Source organism: Pseudomonas sp. RC10, assembly GCF_038397775.1.
GTDB lineage: Bacteria > Pseudomonadota > Gammaproteobacteria > Pseudomonadales > Pseudomonadaceae > Aquipseudomonas > Aquipseudomonas bambusae.
On sequence record NZ_CP151650.1, the window covers coordinates 5,631,021 to 5,645,494 of the forward strand.

General features: G+C 57.3%; 17 protein-coding genes. 6 read left to right on the forward strand and 11 right to left on the reverse strand.

What is annotated here, in order from left to right:
* Window positions 1-89 precede the first annotated feature (89 nt).
* Window positions 90-683, forward strand: a complete 594-nt coding sequence (locus AAEO81_RS25460; RefSeq protein WP_341959737.1) for a DedA family protein — start codon at window positions 90-92, stop codon at window positions 681-683.
* A 3-nt stretch (window positions 684-686) separates the two neighbouring features.
* Here the strand turns inward: AAEO81_RS25460 and AAEO81_RS25465 are convergent, their stop codons facing one another.
* Together AAEO81_RS25465 and AAEO81_RS25470 are read right to left on the reverse strand one after the other, a co-directional pair.
* Window positions 687-998: an addiction module antidote protein gene (locus AAEO81_RS25465; protein WP_341959738.1), complete on the reverse strand. Its 312-nt coding sequence runs from the start codon at window positions 996-998 to the stop codon at window positions 687-689.
* A complete protein-coding gene (locus AAEO81_RS25470; RefSeq protein ID WP_341959740.1) occupies window positions 991-1,290 on the reverse strand; it encodes a type II toxin-antitoxin system RelE/ParE family toxin in 300 nt (99 codons plus the stop codon). Before AAEO81_RS25470 ends, AAEO81_RS25465 begins: the two co-directional genes overlap by 8 nt.
* 141 nt (window positions 1,291-1,431) lie before the next feature.
* Between AAEO81_RS25470 and AAEO81_RS25475 the strand changes: the two genes are divergently transcribed.
* Window positions 1,432-2,217: a transporter substrate-binding domain-containing protein gene (locus tag AAEO81_RS25475; protein ID WP_341959742.1), complete on the forward strand. Its 786-nt coding sequence runs from the start codon at window positions 1,432-1,434 to the stop codon at window positions 2,215-2,217.
* Window positions 2,218-2,307: 90 nt separating this feature from the next.
* Window positions 2,308-3,300, forward strand: coding sequence for an ATPase (locus tag AAEO81_RS25480; protein ID WP_341959744.1), 993 nt, complete (start codon window positions 2,308-2,310; stop codon window positions 3,298-3,300).
* An 18-nt stretch (window positions 3,301-3,318) separates the two neighbouring features.
* Here AAEO81_RS25480 and AAEO81_RS25485 read toward each other — a convergent pair whose 3' ends face one another.
* The 9 genes from AAEO81_RS25485 to hmpA form a co-directional block, all read right to left on the reverse strand.
* Window positions 3,319-3,942 carry a CatB-related O-acetyltransferase gene (locus tag AAEO81_RS25485; RefSeq protein ID WP_341959746.1) on the reverse strand — a complete coding sequence of 208 codons (624 nt, stop codon included), beginning with the start codon at window positions 3,940-3,942 and terminating at the stop codon, window positions 3,319-3,321.
* A 39-nt stretch (window positions 3,943-3,981) separates the two neighbouring features.
* Window positions 3,982-4,839 (reverse strand): glycosyltransferase family 2 protein, encoded by an 858-nt coding sequence (locus tag AAEO81_RS25490; RefSeq protein ID WP_341959747.1) that lies wholly within the window; start codon window positions 4,837-4,839, stop codon window positions 3,982-3,984.
* Between the two features lie 290 nt (window positions 4,840-5,129).
* On the reverse strand, window positions 5,130-6,020 hold the full coding sequence (cyoE, locus tag AAEO81_RS25495) for a heme o synthase (RefSeq protein WP_166593687.1): 891 nt from the start codon (window positions 6,018-6,020) through the stop codon (window positions 5,130-5,132).
* Between the two features lie 10 nt (window positions 6,021-6,030).
* The gene (gene cyoD / locus AAEO81_RS25500; RefSeq protein WP_166593688.1) at window positions 6,031-6,363 is read right to left on the reverse strand and encodes a cytochrome o ubiquinol oxidase subunit IV; all 333 of its coding nucleotides are present in this window, start codon (window positions 6,361-6,363) and stop codon (window positions 6,031-6,033) included.
* The gene (locus AAEO81_RS25505) at window positions 6,364-6,990 is read right to left on the reverse strand and encodes a cytochrome o ubiquinol oxidase subunit III (RefSeq protein ID WP_166593689.1); all 627 of its coding nucleotides are present in this window, start codon (window positions 6,988-6,990) and stop codon (window positions 6,364-6,366) included. It abuts the gene before it with no gap.
* A 3-nt stretch (window positions 6,991-6,993) separates the two neighbouring features.
* Window positions 6,994-9,012: a cytochrome o ubiquinol oxidase subunit I gene (cyoB, locus tag AAEO81_RS25510; RefSeq protein WP_166593690.1), complete on the reverse strand. Its 2,019-nt coding sequence runs from the start codon at window positions 9,010-9,012 to the stop codon at window positions 6,994-6,996.
* A 3-nt stretch (window positions 9,013-9,015) separates the two neighbouring features.
* Window positions 9,016-9,951: a ubiquinol oxidase subunit II gene (gene cyoA / locus AAEO81_RS25515; RefSeq protein ID WP_166593691.1), complete on the reverse strand. Its 936-nt coding sequence runs from the start codon at window positions 9,949-9,951 to the stop codon at window positions 9,016-9,018.
* A gap of 471 nt (window positions 9,952-10,422) precedes the next feature.
* The gene (locus tag AAEO81_RS25520; RefSeq protein WP_341959751.1) at window positions 10,423-10,932 is read right to left on the reverse strand and encodes a disulfide bond formation protein B; all 510 of its coding nucleotides are present in this window, start codon (window positions 10,930-10,932) and stop codon (window positions 10,423-10,425) included.
* A 287-nt stretch (window positions 10,933-11,219) separates the two neighbouring features.
* Window positions 11,220-12,401, reverse strand: a complete 1,182-nt coding sequence (gene hmpA, locus AAEO81_RS25525; protein WP_341959753.1) for an NO-inducible flavohemoprotein — start codon at window positions 12,399-12,401, stop codon at window positions 11,220-11,222.
* 290 nt (window positions 12,402-12,691) lie between these two features.
* On the opposite strand from hmpA, the gene AAEO81_RS25530 reads away from it, so the two are divergent.
* The 3 genes from AAEO81_RS25530 to AAEO81_RS25540 are packed head-to-tail and all read left to right on the forward strand — an operon-like array spanning window position 12,692 to window position 14,466.
* Entirely contained in the window at window positions 12,692-13,588 is an 897-nt protein-coding gene (locus AAEO81_RS25530; RefSeq protein WP_341959755.1) for a chemotaxis protein, read from the forward strand.
* A complete protein-coding gene (locus AAEO81_RS25535; RefSeq protein ID WP_341959757.1) occupies window positions 13,543-14,091 on the forward strand; it encodes a GNAT family N-acetyltransferase in 549 nt (182 codons plus the stop codon). Before AAEO81_RS25530 ends, AAEO81_RS25535 begins: the two co-directional genes overlap by 46 nt.
* Window positions 14,092-14,142: 51 nt before the next feature.
* Window positions 14,143-14,466, forward strand: a complete 324-nt coding sequence (locus AAEO81_RS25540) for a hypothetical protein (RefSeq protein ID WP_341959759.1) — start codon at window positions 14,143-14,145, stop codon at window positions 14,464-14,466.
* Window positions 14,467-14,474 lie beyond the last annotated feature (8 nt).

A 14,474-nucleotide genomic window follows, 5' to 3' on the forward strand; every position in this document is an offset into this window, starting at 1 on the left:
AGAACTGTTGGCCTCTCGCCTGGGTCGAACGGCATGCCTTCCGCCGGATGCTCCTGCGGCAAGTTTTTGTATTGGGGCTGCAGCTTCCTATGTTCGAACACATCGACATCAATTATCTGCTGGTCAACTACGGCTATTGGGCAGTGTTTATCGGCTGTCTGCTGGAAGGCGAAACCATCCTGATTCTCGGCGGGCTCGCGGCGCACCAGACGTCACTGCGACTGCTCGATGTGATCGCTGTCGCCACGTTGGGGGGCATGTTGGGCGACCAGATTCTATTCTGGACCGGGCGATATTTCGGGCCCCGAATTTTGCCCAAGCTGCATCGACAGCAAGCAACCATCGACCGTGTGTCAGGGCTGATCGAGCGCTACCCCACGGCGTCGATCTTCTCGGTGCGCTTTCTCTACGGCATGCGCCTTGTCGGACCGCTGGTGATTGGTGCAAGCCGCCTGTCACCGATCCGCTTTTCGCTCGTCAACCTGCTCGGCGCTGCGGTCTGGGCGACACTGTTCGTGATGGGCGGATACTGGGCGGGGGAAGCGCTGGAGAACCTGCTCGGCAACCTGAAGCCCTATCGCCTGCCGATCTTCGCCGGCGTCGTCGTGCTTGCGGCGGGCGTGGCGTGGTATCGGCATCATCGGGCTAAGGTTCGGGTGGGGCGGTCATCACCGAAGTCATGACCATCACACTCGGGAGGCTGCCGTAACAGTGCCTGCGACTTTCGCGTGGAGTTCAACACCCAGCGCATGCATGACCCTGACGACAGTATCGAAACGTGGCTTGGCACCGGGTGCCAGCGCTTTATACAAGCTCGCTCGCCCCAAACCCGACGCCTCTGCGATATGAGACATGCCCCGAGCTTTGGCGACGTAACCCACCGCTCTGACGAACTCATCGCAGTCTCCGTCCGTCAGTACCTGAGTCAGGTATTCGCTGATGGCCTCATCAGAGTCCAGAAACGAAGCGACGTCGAACGGGATCAACTGATTACTCATGCTCTAACCTCTTCACCAGTGTTTGCGCGCGTCGTATATCCCTTGATTGGCTGGCCTTATTGCCTCCTGCCAACAAAATGATCAAGGTCCCGTTGCGAAACGTAAGATAGATCCGGTAACCACTCTCAATGTCCAGGCGCATTTCCGAAATGCTACCCCCTATCGACTTGAGGTCACCAAGATTGCCTGCGGCAGCCCGATCAATGCGACGAGCAATCGCTACCTTTGCTCTCGTGCTGCACAGATTGGAATGCCAACTCGCAAACTCATCAGTCTGCAAAACGGTGTACATAGCCGAGTGTATCCGAACGAAGACAAAGCGCAATCCTACCGGCGACGCGCTGTGCGCAAGCACTACATATCTATCGCTTTCCTCGAACGCTATCGGTCTCTATAACGTCAGCGAGGCCAGTCATAACCAAGGGAAATCACAATGAACAAACGCACCACCGCCACCCTGTTGATCACTCTGCTCACCGCCGCTCAGGCCCACGCCGCCGAGCAGGTATCGCATCTGGACGCGATTCAACAGAAAGGCGAGCTGGCGGTCTGCACCACTGGGGATTACAAGCCTTACACGTTTCTCAACGCCGACGGGCAATACGAAGGCATCGACATCGAATTGGTCCAGTCGCTCGCGCAAAGTCTGGGCGTGAAGGTGCAGTGGGTGCCGACGACCTGGAAAACGCTGATGACGGATTTCACGGCGGGCAGGTGCGACGTGGCAGTAGGCGGGATTTCGGTGACGCTGGAGCGGCAGAAAAAAGCGTTTTTCAGTGACACGCTGGATGTAGACGGGAAGGTGCCGCTGGTACGTTGCGAGGACGAGGCGAAGTACCAGACGCTCGATCAGATCAATCAACCCCACGTACGTTTGATCGAGCCTCAAGGGGGGACCAACGAGGCGTTCGCCCACGCGTTTTTGCCCAAGGCCGCGCTGGGGTTCCACGACAACAAGACCATCTTCCAGCAGTTGCTCGACGGCAAGGCCGACGTGATGATCACCGACGCGTCCGAGGCGCTGTATCAGCAGAAGCGCCTGCCGGGGCTGTGCACGGTCAATCCGTCGCGCTATATGCAATACGGCGAGAAGGCGTATCTGTTGCCGCGCGATGACGTCAGCTGGAAGGCCTACGTCGATCAGTGGCTGCATCTGGCCAAGGCGACCGGCACCTACCAGAACGTCGTGGCGCACTGGTTGGCGGTGCCCGCGCCATAGGCGCCAAAGACGCACACTTTCCAATTGCTCACCCTCTGGCGATTCAGCATCATGCCGGAACCCACTTCGGCGAAGGACCCAGCCGCATTCATGAAGCCCAGCAAGAGCATCACCCGCGCGTTTTGCGTCGAGTTGCAGCAGGAGCTGTCCATCGTGGCGGCGCGACGCGAGTATTTTTCTCAGGAAGCGCCTCGGGCGCGCTTCAATTTCCTGTGCTCGTCCGAAGCCTGCCGCGCACAGGGCGTCAAGATCACCGGAGTGCGGTATGACGTGAAACCCCAAGAAAATCCTACGTTCGTCGCCGCGCATTTCAGGGCCAATCCCAACTACGAGCATCACGTCGATTGCGAATGGGTGGGCGAGGCGGATACCGGTGACGATAAACCCGAGGCCTCTGAAACGGAGTCGGAAACGGCCCTGCGCAAGGTCAAGCGTAAGCTGGACGACTACATCGATGTGTTCGATCCCGCACTCAAGGAGCGGGCAAAGTCTGAGGCCGTGTCTGCCAAGCCTGACAAGGCTCTGGGAGAAAACCCTGCTGATCTCGCGCCGGTGTCTGACACGTCGAAAAGCAAACCGCCGACCGAAACCCGCACCAACAACCTGGAGCGTCTGGTAGACAGTTTCCGCCAGGCTCAGGCGCAGCTCACTAAAGAAGAGTTCGCTCTGCTTACCCTGCGTATTCCTGGTCAGGGCGAGGTATCGCTGCGCTCGTATTTCCGCCACATCAAGTTCGCACAACTGGGTGACGAGCGACGGGTGTTGTATGGGGGCGGCCTGGTTGAGCGCTACGGCACAGGGTTCAAGTTCAAATTCTTTGACCGGCTACAAGGCAAGCTCGTCACGCTATACGTGTCGCCCGCGCAGATGCAGGCGTATCGATCCAGCCGTTACATCAGCGAGTTGCTGAGCCACGCTGAGGAGGTGCGATTCTTCACGGTATTCGCGTTGGGCACGCTGGCTGCCAGCCCGTCTGGCAAAAGCGTCAGCGTGGAGATCGACGACTTGCGGCACCTTGCGATCGTGTTGGGTCCCGCGAAAGCGGCCAATGGCGACGAGCGCACGCCTCCCAAACCGGCATGACGTGTCGGCGCTCCCAGATCAGGCGGCGCCGCGGGTGCTGATGTAATCCAGGAACGCATCCAGGTCAGAACCGGACAGCATCCGGGCGACGGACTTCACTTCCTCCATCGGCCAATCCCACCATGCGGCCTGCAAAAGTTGGTCACGAACGCCTTCTTCAAAACGCCAACGGATGAACTTGCACGGGTTGCCCCCGACCACCGCGAAGGGCGGCACGTCGCGCGTAACCACCGCGCCAGCTGCGACGATGGCGCCGTGACCAATGGTGACGCCCGAGAGAATTGTCGCCCCCGCGCAGATCCAGCAGTCACTGCCGATGACCACGTCGCCTTTGCTGGGCGCGTAATCCTTGATGTCTTCCAGACCACTCATCATGGCCGGGAATGGATAGGTGGTCAGCCAATCGGTGCGATGCTCGCCGCCCAGGAGAATCTTCACCCCTGCCGCAATCGAGCTGTACGAGCCAATGCGCAGGATCGTGTCGTCACCGAACTCGAACACCTCCGGAATACCGTACGTTCCCGTGCCCACCACATACTTCGGGTAATGCAGTCGGATTTTTTCAGCGGCACGTTCGAGTTTATCCAGGCTGCGCAGGTGCTTCCTGGTTTTACGGGTCTTGAGCAGTTCGAGGAATTTCATGCGGGGTCCGTGAACGAGAGCAGGCACGCGGGAAAAGGATCAGCTGCTCTGGCGGTGCAGCAACAGGCGCTTGAAGCGGCGAAAGGTGGTCTTGTTGAATTGCCGGAAGGGAATTGAGCGCAACAGGGTCCACGCGTACTTCTTGTCGCTGACCACTGCATATTTCAACGCCTTGTTGATGATCGCAGTCAGGCCCCGGTTGTAAGCGGGATGAGAGCGGTACGGGGCAATGGTGCGCATGTCGGCGTCGAGCAGCACCTTGTAGCGGCGCGACAGGTTGTTAGGATGACGACGATAGCGCGTGACACTGACCGGCAGCACATGAACCTCATAGCCCTTGCTGGCGATTCTGAGGGTCATCTGGAAATCCTGGACCCGAATCTCGGGGTCGTAGAAATCCACGGCCCGGAGGGCGTCCATGCGGTACAGCGACACAGGGGCGCCAACCACGACCGCGTCGCCAAGGATTTCATCGAAGCTGAGTTTCTTGATGCCCGACAACTTTTGCGTCTTGGTGTCGTTGCCGTCCGAATCCATGTAGATGATCAGCGCGCCCACACAACCGACTTCCGGGTGCTGATTCAGGTAGTCGGCGCGCAACCGCACAGACGACGGCAACATGATGTCATCGAGGTCCGGCGTGCACACGTATTCGCCACGGGCGTGGCTGAGGCCGTGATTCAACGCAGCGCTGACGCCCTGATTGGCCTGAGAGTAGAGCTGGAAATCATATCGGGCTTGCAGCGCCTGCAACATGGCAACGCTGTTATCGCTCGAACCGTCATCGACGATGATGACTTCGAAGTTCTGATAATCCTGAGCGAAGATGCTGGCGATGGCGGCGTCCAGATACTTTTCTGCGTTGTAGCAGGGCGCAATGATCGATACCAGGGGCATCGAGTCATTCTTGGGCCGGATTTCTGGAGTGATTTGGTCAGTCATAAGTCTGTTTGTTGTGTCTCTACGACTGGATCGAAGGCATTTCGCTACGATCCTTGTACAAAACAGACACATGATGCGGCAAAGAGAAGGCTTTTGTCATGGCTGAATAGCCTCTGCCTGCGCAAAAAATCGGATTGATCCTACCTTAGTCGGTAATGAATCCCTGACAGCTGCCTTTGATCGCCCAATAAAAAACCCCGTGGTTCTCGCGAAGCACGGGGTCTTTCATAACTGCGGTCGGGCGGCTAAGGAGCTGCGTACGTAATCAGCAATTCCTTAGTTACCTGAAAATCCAGCGACATGGCCACGCTCAGAGCAGTGATCGTGAAGATGGAGAACACGAACAGCTTGCGTGCCCAAACGGTGTCATCCTTGGCCTTGTAACCTGTCCAGGCCATGTACAACCAGTACATGCCCATGGCGGCCGCGACGGCCAGGTAATTGAGCCCGGCGTAACCGCCGAAGGTCAACATCAAGGTCGCCAACAAGAAGGCCAGGATGTAGATCAGGATATGACGCTTGGCCACCCGAATGCCGCGCTTGACCGGCAGAACCGGAATCGAGGCAGCCAGGTAGTCGTTGAAGCGGAAGATCGCGATCGCGTACGAATGAGGCATCTGCCACAGGCTGAACATGACCAGCAAGGTCAGCGCAGCGAGGTCGAAGCTGTTGCTCACGGCGACGTAGCCAATGACCGGTGGCATTGCCCCGGAGAGGCTGCCGACCAGTGTGCCGTGAACGGATTTGCGTTTCAGGTACAGGCTGTAGAAGCCCACATAAATCACGAAACCGATCACGGCGAACAGAGCGGCCAATGCGTTGGCCTTGAAGTACAGCAGGCCAACGCCCACCACACCCAGCACCGTCGCATAGGCCAGGGCGAGCTTCAGCGAAACCAGCCCCTGCACCAGCACACGATTACGGGTGCGCTCCATCTTCAGGTCGATGTCGCGGTCGATGCAGTTGTTGAAAACACAACCGGATGCGACGACCAGCGACGTACCAATCATTGCAACAAGGAACAGGCCGAAATCGACATGCCCCTTTGATGCGAGGAAAAAGCCACCAGCCACCGAAAGCACGTTACCGAAAATGATCCCCGGTTTGGTGATTTGGATAAAGTGCTTCAGTGACATCAGGGTTTCCTCACTTCGCCATCATGAAGGTGTGAATGCTGAACATGATCCAGACACTCAAACCGACCAACAGCAAGATAACCAACGTTGCGAAGGCAAACGCGATCACACTGTTGCGCTGCGCCGCAGAGCGGTCCAGGTGCAGGAAGTACACCAGGTGAACCAGAACCTGCACGACAGCGAAAATCAGTACGACCCACAGGGTGGCGACTTTCGAAATGGTCGGGAACATCACCAGACCGAAAGGAATCGCGGTCAGGATGATCGACAGTACGAAACCGATCATGTACGACTTGAAGCTACCGTGGCTCGCATCGTCGTGAGAATGATGTGAATTAGCCATTTAGATGGTCCCCATCAGATAGACAACGGTGAACACACAGATCCAGACCACGTCCAGGAAGTGCCAGAACAGGCTGAGCATGCTGAGGCGAGTCTGGTTGGTCGACGTCAGGCCGTGCTTGCTGACGTGATACATCATGATCGCCATCCAGATCAGACCGCTGGTCACGTGCAGACCGTGGGTACCGACCAGCGTGAAGAACGCCGACAGGAAACCGCTGCGGTTAGGGCCGTAGCCTTCTTCGATCAGCATGTGGAATTCATTGACTTCCATGCCGATGAAGCCCAGACCGAACAGGAAGGTGATGAACAACCAACCCAGCACGCCAGCCTTGTTACCTTTGTGCATCGCCAGCATGGCGAAGCCGTAGGTGATCGAGCTGAGCAACAGGCAGGCGGTTTCGCCGAGCACATAAGGCAGTTCGAAGATGTCGTGGCCCGAAGGACCGCCGGCAACGTTGTTCACCAGCACTGCATAGATTGCGAAGATCGACGCAAACAGAATGCAGTCGGTCATCAGGTAGATCCAGAAGCCGTAGATCTTCATCTCGCCGGCATCGTGGTGATCATGGGCGTGGTCATGATCGTGATCGTGACCTTTCGCCCCTTCAAATACTAAGTTCGACATTGTTTATGCCTGCTCCAGCTTGTTGACAGGAGAGTTTGCCTGGGCAGCGCGCACCGAGGCCAGGATCTTGTGTTGCTCGCCTTCGACACGTGCCACTTCCGAAGCAGGAACCATGTAGCCCTGATCATCACGTGCAGTGTGGATCACGAGGTAAACGACAGTGCCTACCAGGCTTGCGATTGCCAGCCACCAGATGTGCCAGATCATCGCGAAACCAAAGACGGTCAGCAGACCACCCATGATCATGCCGGTTGCGGTGTTGTGCGGCATGTGGATGTCGTTGTACTTGGCCGGAACCTTGTACGCCTCGCCATCACGCTTGGCAGCATAGAACGCGTCGATCTCGTCAGCCTTTGGCAGCTCTGCGAAGTTGTAGAACGGCGGCGGCGAAGACGTGGACCATTCCAGGGTGTGGCCATTCCATGGGTCACCGGTCAGGTCACGGTTCTGCTCGCGGTCACGGATACTCACGTAGATCTGAATCAGCTGGCAGGCGATACCGACTGCGATCAGCGCAGCGCCCCAGAAGGCAACGTGCAGGTAAGGTGTCCAGTCCGGGTTATCAGTGGTGTTCAGACGACGGGTCATGCCCATGAAGCCCAGAGCGTACAGCGGCATGAATGCCACGTAGAAGCCCGAGATCCAGAACCAGAACGCTGCCTTGCCCCACTTCTCGTTCAGCTTGAAGCCGAACGCTTTAGGGAACCAGAACGCGAAGCCGGCGATGTAACCGAATACCGCACCACCGATGATCACGTTGTGGAAGTGCGCGATCACGAACAGGCTGTTGTGCAGAACGAAGTCAGCACCTGGAATGGCCAGCAGTACGCCGGTCATGCCACCGATGGAGAAGGTGATCATGAAGCCCAGGGTCCAGAGCACTGGCGCGTCGAAGCGCAGACGGCCCTGGTAGATCGTGAACAGCCAGTTGAACAGTTTCACACCCGTCGGGATGGAAATCAGCATCGTCGCCAGACCGAAGAAGGCGTTGACGCTCGCACCCGAACCCATGGTGAAGAAGTGGTGCAGCCATACCATGAAGCCCAGCACCGAGATCGCGCCGGAGGCGTAGATCATCGAGTGGTGGCCGAACAGGCGCTTGCCGGTGAACGTCGAGATGACTTCGGAGAAGACACCGAACGCCGGCAGAATCAGGATGTACACCTCAGGGTGACCCCACGCCCAGAACAGGTTCACGTACATCATCGGGTTACCACCCAATTCGTTCGTGAAGATGTGGAAGTCGAGGTAACGGTCGAGGGTCAGGAATGCCAGGGTGCCGGTCAGGATCGGGAACGAAGCCACGATCAAGACGTTGGCCCAGGTGCAGGTCCAGGTGAAAATCGGCATGTCCATCAGTTTCATGCCTGGGGTGCGCATTTTCAGAACGGTAACCAGGAAGTTTACGCCCGTCAGTGTCGTACCCAGGCCGGATAGCTGTAGCGCCCAGATGTAGTAGTCCACGCCCACGCCAGGGCTATAGCCCAGCTCGGACAGCGGTGGATAGGCAACCCAGCCAGTGCGTGCGAATTCGCCGACACCCAGGGACACGTTGACCAGAACCACGCCGGAGATCAGCAGGTACAGGGACAGCGAGTTCAGGAACGGGAACGCAACGTCGCGAGCGCCGATCTGCAGAGGGAGAACGATGTTCATCAGACCGGTGAAGAATGGCATCGCCATGAAGATGATCATGATCACACCGTGAGCGGTGAAGATCTGGTCGTAGTGTTCAGGCGGCAGGTAGCCAGGCGAACCTTCAGTGGCCAGGGCCAACTGGGAACGCATCATGATGGCGTCGGCGAAACCACGCAGCAGCATGACCATGGCGATGACGATGTACATCACACCGATTTTCTTGTGGTCGACGGAGGTCAGCCACTCGGTGTACAGGTAGGTCCACTTCTTGAAATACGAGATCAGACCGACAACCGCCGCACCGCCGATAGCGATCATCGCGAGCGTGATCATGACTATCGGTTCGTGAAACGGAACCGCGTCTAGAGTTAATTTACCAAACATCGTTTACTCCTCTGCCTCAGCAGCTGAATGCTTACCCATGTCCATCCCTTCCATACCGGCCACTTCTTTCTTCTCGTGGACAATCTTGCCCGGCTTCATACCTTCATACTTGTCGATGATGATCTGAAACAGGTTAGGAGTGACCGTGGAGTAGAGTTCAACGGGGTTACGTTCGCTAGGTTTGGCCAGAGCGGTGTACTCAGCCGTTGCCAGCTGTTTAGGTGAATTCTTGACATCGGCTACCCAGGCGTCGAAACCAGCCTGATCGGTCGCGGTTGCCGTGAATTTCATGCCGGTGAAACCTGCGCCGCTGTAGTTCGCGGAGATGCCGTCGAAATCGCCTTTCTCGTTGGCGATCAAGTGCAGCTTGGTCTGCATGCCGGCCATCGCGTAGATCTGGCCGCCCAGTGCAGGGATGAAGAACGAGTTCATGACCGAATCAGAGGTGATGCGGAAATTGAGCGGAGTATTGGCCGGGAAGACGATCTTGTTGACGGTGGCGATACCCTGGTCCGGGTAGATGAACAGCCATTTCCAGTCAAGCGCGACCACTTCGATGGTCAGGGGCTTCACGTCGGACTCAAGTGGACGGTATGGGTCCAGCGCGTGAGTGGACTTGTAGGTCACATAGCCCAGCACGATGATGATGGCCAGCGGAACCAGCCAGACAACCAGTTCGATCTTGGTCGAATGCGCCCAGTCAGGCGTGTACGTGGCGCTCTTGTTCGTCGCGCGATACTTCCAGGCGAAGATGATGGTCATGAAGATGACCGGCACCACCACCAGCAGCATGAGCAAGGTTGCAGTGATGATCAGATCACGCTCTTGCACGCCGACATGGCCCTTGGGGTCCAGCAGGGTGTAATCGCACCCGCTGAGCAGGAGCATGCTGAAAAGGGCCAAGAAGCCAAAAAACCTGGGGTACCTTTTTTTACTCATCTCACGACCTCTAAAAGCAGCTTTCGCATCGCAGTTGGGTTTCGACCGCCAACACTTCACCCTGCCAGGTGCTGGCAAATTCTTTGGATTGAACAGGGGCCTGTCAGGAAGCGTTTGGCCTCGTAACAAATCCAGGTTTAGCTGTGGTTTCTTATTCGAATGGTGGCAACCGCCGACGCGGTCCAAATCCCTTGGCGCAGACATTCAGAATTTGACTCAAGAGGCCATCCAAACGGCGTCTACAAAAGGGGAAAAACCCCTTCCCGACCTCGATTTACGCCGTCCATACGTGATGGGGGGCGTTAAGTGGGGGCGATTGTAGATACGTAAAGTTTTATTGACTATGAGTTTCTGCGCAACAGTTAATTTCCGGATCTGTAAGAATGCGCGCATATGTCGCACCCTTGGAACCCGGAAAGGCCCCAAATTTCCTAAGGCATTTGAGGCACTCTTTTCCGCAACACTTTGTAATTAACGCGCTTTCATACGGTTCCAAATGATGCCGACCGGTACCAGAATTACGGTGAGAACGAAAGCGATCAATGCCCATTGTGCAAGCGACAGTCCCAAGACTGGCGGATATGGCGTCTCACAGAAGCCTGCCACTTGGAAACCCAGCGGAAACAGTGAGGCCAGGGGCAAACCGTCCACGATCGGTTGCAGTATGTCGATGCCGCAGCTCTCGGTCGGATGGGTCTGAATCCAGACGTGACGTCCCGCAGCGACCACACCGCCGATCGCACTGAGCGTGACCAACACTTCACAGATGCTCAGACCTACGCGTCCACGCATGGCGGCGCCGATGAAGGCAAAAATCGCGATGAACAGCAGCGCATAGCGTTGCAAGATGCACAGCGGACAAGGCGCTTCGCCCAGCACCACCTGCATGTACAGGGCCCCGCCGATCAGCGCCAGGCAAATGATGCCCAGCAAAACCAGAAACTGCTTTTCGCGCCGCAGGTAAAACATCTCGTCAGTCATTCACATACCCTTTGAATGTGGTGTCCATCCAGATCGAAGATCTGCCTTGTTGCGTGCCCCGGGTGCCCGGAAAGCCGGCAATTCTACCATCGTCGCAGCCGCACGCCGGTGCAGATGGTGAACACATCTGCATTAGCCGAACATTAACCCTGGCACGGGTCAGCCAACGGTCACCTTCTCCAGATCCTTCTATATATAGAAGCGTGCGACGCTTTGCCGCAGGGGCAGATCGCCGCACCCTTCCTTATATATAGAAGTCTGCGTCTATTTGTCGCAGCAGCCAAGGGTCATTCGAGAGCTGAAGCCGGACCGAAGAACTCGTAACGCGCCTGGTCATCCGGAACACCTGCCGCCTTCAATTGGCGCTTCACTGCCGCCATGAAACCTTTCGGCCCCAGGAAATACGCATCCAGATCGCGGTCCTCAGGCAACCACTGCTCCAGTTGCGCCTGATCCAGCAAACCCACCGCGTGCGCGGCCGCACTGACACCATCATCTTCGCTGTACAGGTAGAACTGTTTCAATTGAGGGTGCTTGCTGGCCAGCCCCTCGATCCAGTCGCGGAACGCGTGAACCGAGCCATTGCGCGCGCAGTGGATGAAATGGATTGGGCGCTGCGTTTCCAGCGCCGCCTGCAGCATGGCCAGGGTCGGTGTAATGCCCACTCCCCCACTGATCAGCACCAGCGGCTTGTCGCTGTGCGCCAGGGTGAACTCCCCTGAAGGCGGGAAGAGGCTAATGCTGTTCCCCACCTGCACTTTGTCATGCAGGTAGTTGGAGGCACGACCGCCAGGCTCACGCTTCACGCTGATGCGGTACTGATTGTTGCCGGCCCGCGCAGACAATGAGTAGTTACGGCGGATTTCTTCGCCGTTCAGGAACAGCTGCATACCGATGTACTGACCAGGGGTGAAGTCGAGGATCGGCTGGCCATCCGCGGGCGCGAAGTAGAACGATGTAATCTCGGCACTTTCGGCGACTTTGTTGACGACTTTGAACTCACGGGCACCGCGCCAGCCGCCAACGGCCAAGGCTTTTTCCTCGTAGATGTTTTCTTCGGCGCCAATCAGAATGTCAGCCAACTGCCCGTAGGCCCGCCCCCAGGCAGCGATGACCTCGTCCGTCGCGATTTCCGCACCCAGCACTTCACGGATCGCTTCCAGCAGGCACTCGCCGACCAGCGGGTAATGCTCCGGCAGAATTTGCAGCGCGACGTGCTTATTGATGATCTTGGCCACCAACCCACCCAATTGATCGAGTTGGTCGATGTGCCGGGCGTACATCAACACGCCGTTGGCCAGGGCGCGGGGCTGATCGCCACTCGCTTGGTGCGCCTGATTGAACAGCGGGCGGACTTGGGGGTACTTATTGAGCAGCTTTTTGTAAAAATGAGTCGTCAGGGCTTCACCGCCGCTCTCCAGCAGCGGGACGGTGGATTTGACGATGGCACGATCCGAAGCATTCAACATGACGAACTCCTGAGGCTCAATGAAAAGAAGATGCTGTAGTCATATCAGGAACCGTGCCAGTTAAATTTATTAATAAATTCAAATGGTTATACGGAACGTGTCTTTTTGACACGCAAGTGAAAGAAGTCATTACGACACATAATAAGTCATTATGACTACACGAACGGACGTGAGCCGACCCACAGGAAGAGTCAAAAAGTTAAAGCCTGCCTGCACAGGGTCGATACATCGACATCGACAGCTGTTTGCGCGTTAAGGCGCACTCAGACACTGCATGACAGAAGGTTCACATGTCCAAAAACGTCCGTGCGGATTCCCTCTCGCTGCTGCTGTTCACGTTACGCAGCGGAAAGCTGATGGCGATCAACCTGCTCAAAGTCAGTGAAATCATCCCCTGCCCTCCCCTCACTCGCCTTCCGGAATCACACCCCCATGTCAAAGGGGTCGCGACATTGAGGGGCAATTCGCTCTCGGTGATCGACCTGAGTCGTGCCATCGGCGAGCGCCCGCTGCTCGACCCGGACGGCGGCTGCCTGATCGTCACCGACGTCAGCCGCTCCAAGCAGGGGCTTCACGTGCAAGCGGTGAGCAAAATCGTCCACTGCCTGACCACCGATATCCGTCCGCCCCCTTTCGGCTCGGGCAACAAGTCGTTCATCACGGGCGTCACGCAAGTGGATGGCACGCTGGTTCAGGTGCTGGACATCGAAAAGGTCATCCACGGGATCTCGCCGGTGCAAATCGTCGCCCAGGAAGCCGAACTCAGCCCTGAAGAGGTCAAGGTATTGAGTAAGGCGCGTATTTTGGTGGTGGACGACAGCCAGGTCGCGTTGCAACAGTCCGTGATCACGCTGCGCAACCTCGGCATCGAATGCCACACAGCGCGCAGTGCCCGCGAGGCGATCGATCAACTGCTGGACCTGCAAGGTACGGCGCATCAGATCAACGTGGTGGTCTCCGATATCGAGATGTCGGAAATGGACGGATACGCGTTCACCCGCACCCTGCGCGAGACGCCAGACTTCCAGGAGCTTTACGTCCTGTTGCACACTTCGCTGGACAGCGCGATGAACGCCGAGAAAGCCAAAGCGGCTGGCGCCAACGCAGTGCTGACCAAGTTTTCTTCACCCGAGCTGACGCGATGCTTGATCGAAGCCGCCCGTACGGTCGAAGCCCAAGGGATCTGAAACCCGGCGTTCACGACGCCTCGCCAGAGCACTACTGGTTGATGCGTCGCGACCTGAGCCAGATTCATCGCCCGTTGGGCTGGCCTGACTCGTTGCACCGGGTGGATTTCTCCCGCGAAAACGCTGTTGCAGTCCATCGACTGCTCAGGCTCGGTACCGAGCTGGGCGGAGGTCGCGTGCCGGACTTCGAGACATGGCTCGACGGATTCGAGAACGATCCCGAATTCGATCCCGCGTTGTGTTTCGTCCTGGAAGACTCATCCGGTGTCATCGCCGTCGCGCAATGCTGGACCAGCGCATTCATCCGTAATCTTGTGGTTCATCCTCGCCTGCAAGGCCAGGGTGTCGGACTCGCCTTGCTAAACCATGTATTTGAGACATTCGCGGCACGGCACGAGGGGCATGTCGATTTGAAAGTCATGGAAAGCAACCTGACAGCCCGGCGTCTGTATGAGCGCGCTGAAATGTACTACGTGCAACGCTGCGAACTAGAACCCCGCTGAGTCAGTCAAAGCCGCTGTCATTCCGCTGATAAGACAACGATGGAGACTCTCATGAAAAGGACCACCTTGATGTTGCTCGCCCTCACTGCCGTCGCAGGCCAGGCCAGCGCCTCCAGCCCGGACGCCTGGAAAGCTTTCGACAAAACGCTGGTCGACAGCTGCGTCGCGGCCAGCTCCCTGAAAAACGCCAAACCTGCCGGCACCTCCGCGATGTTCGACGACAGCGTGGGATACAGCGCGCTGCTGATCAAAGGCCAGTACAAGCAAACGTTCATGAAAAACAAGACCGGCACCGAGCTGTGCCTGTATGACCGTAAAAACAAGAAAGCGCTGATCACCGAGTGGGATAACGTCACCACACTGCCGAAGAAATGAGCTATATG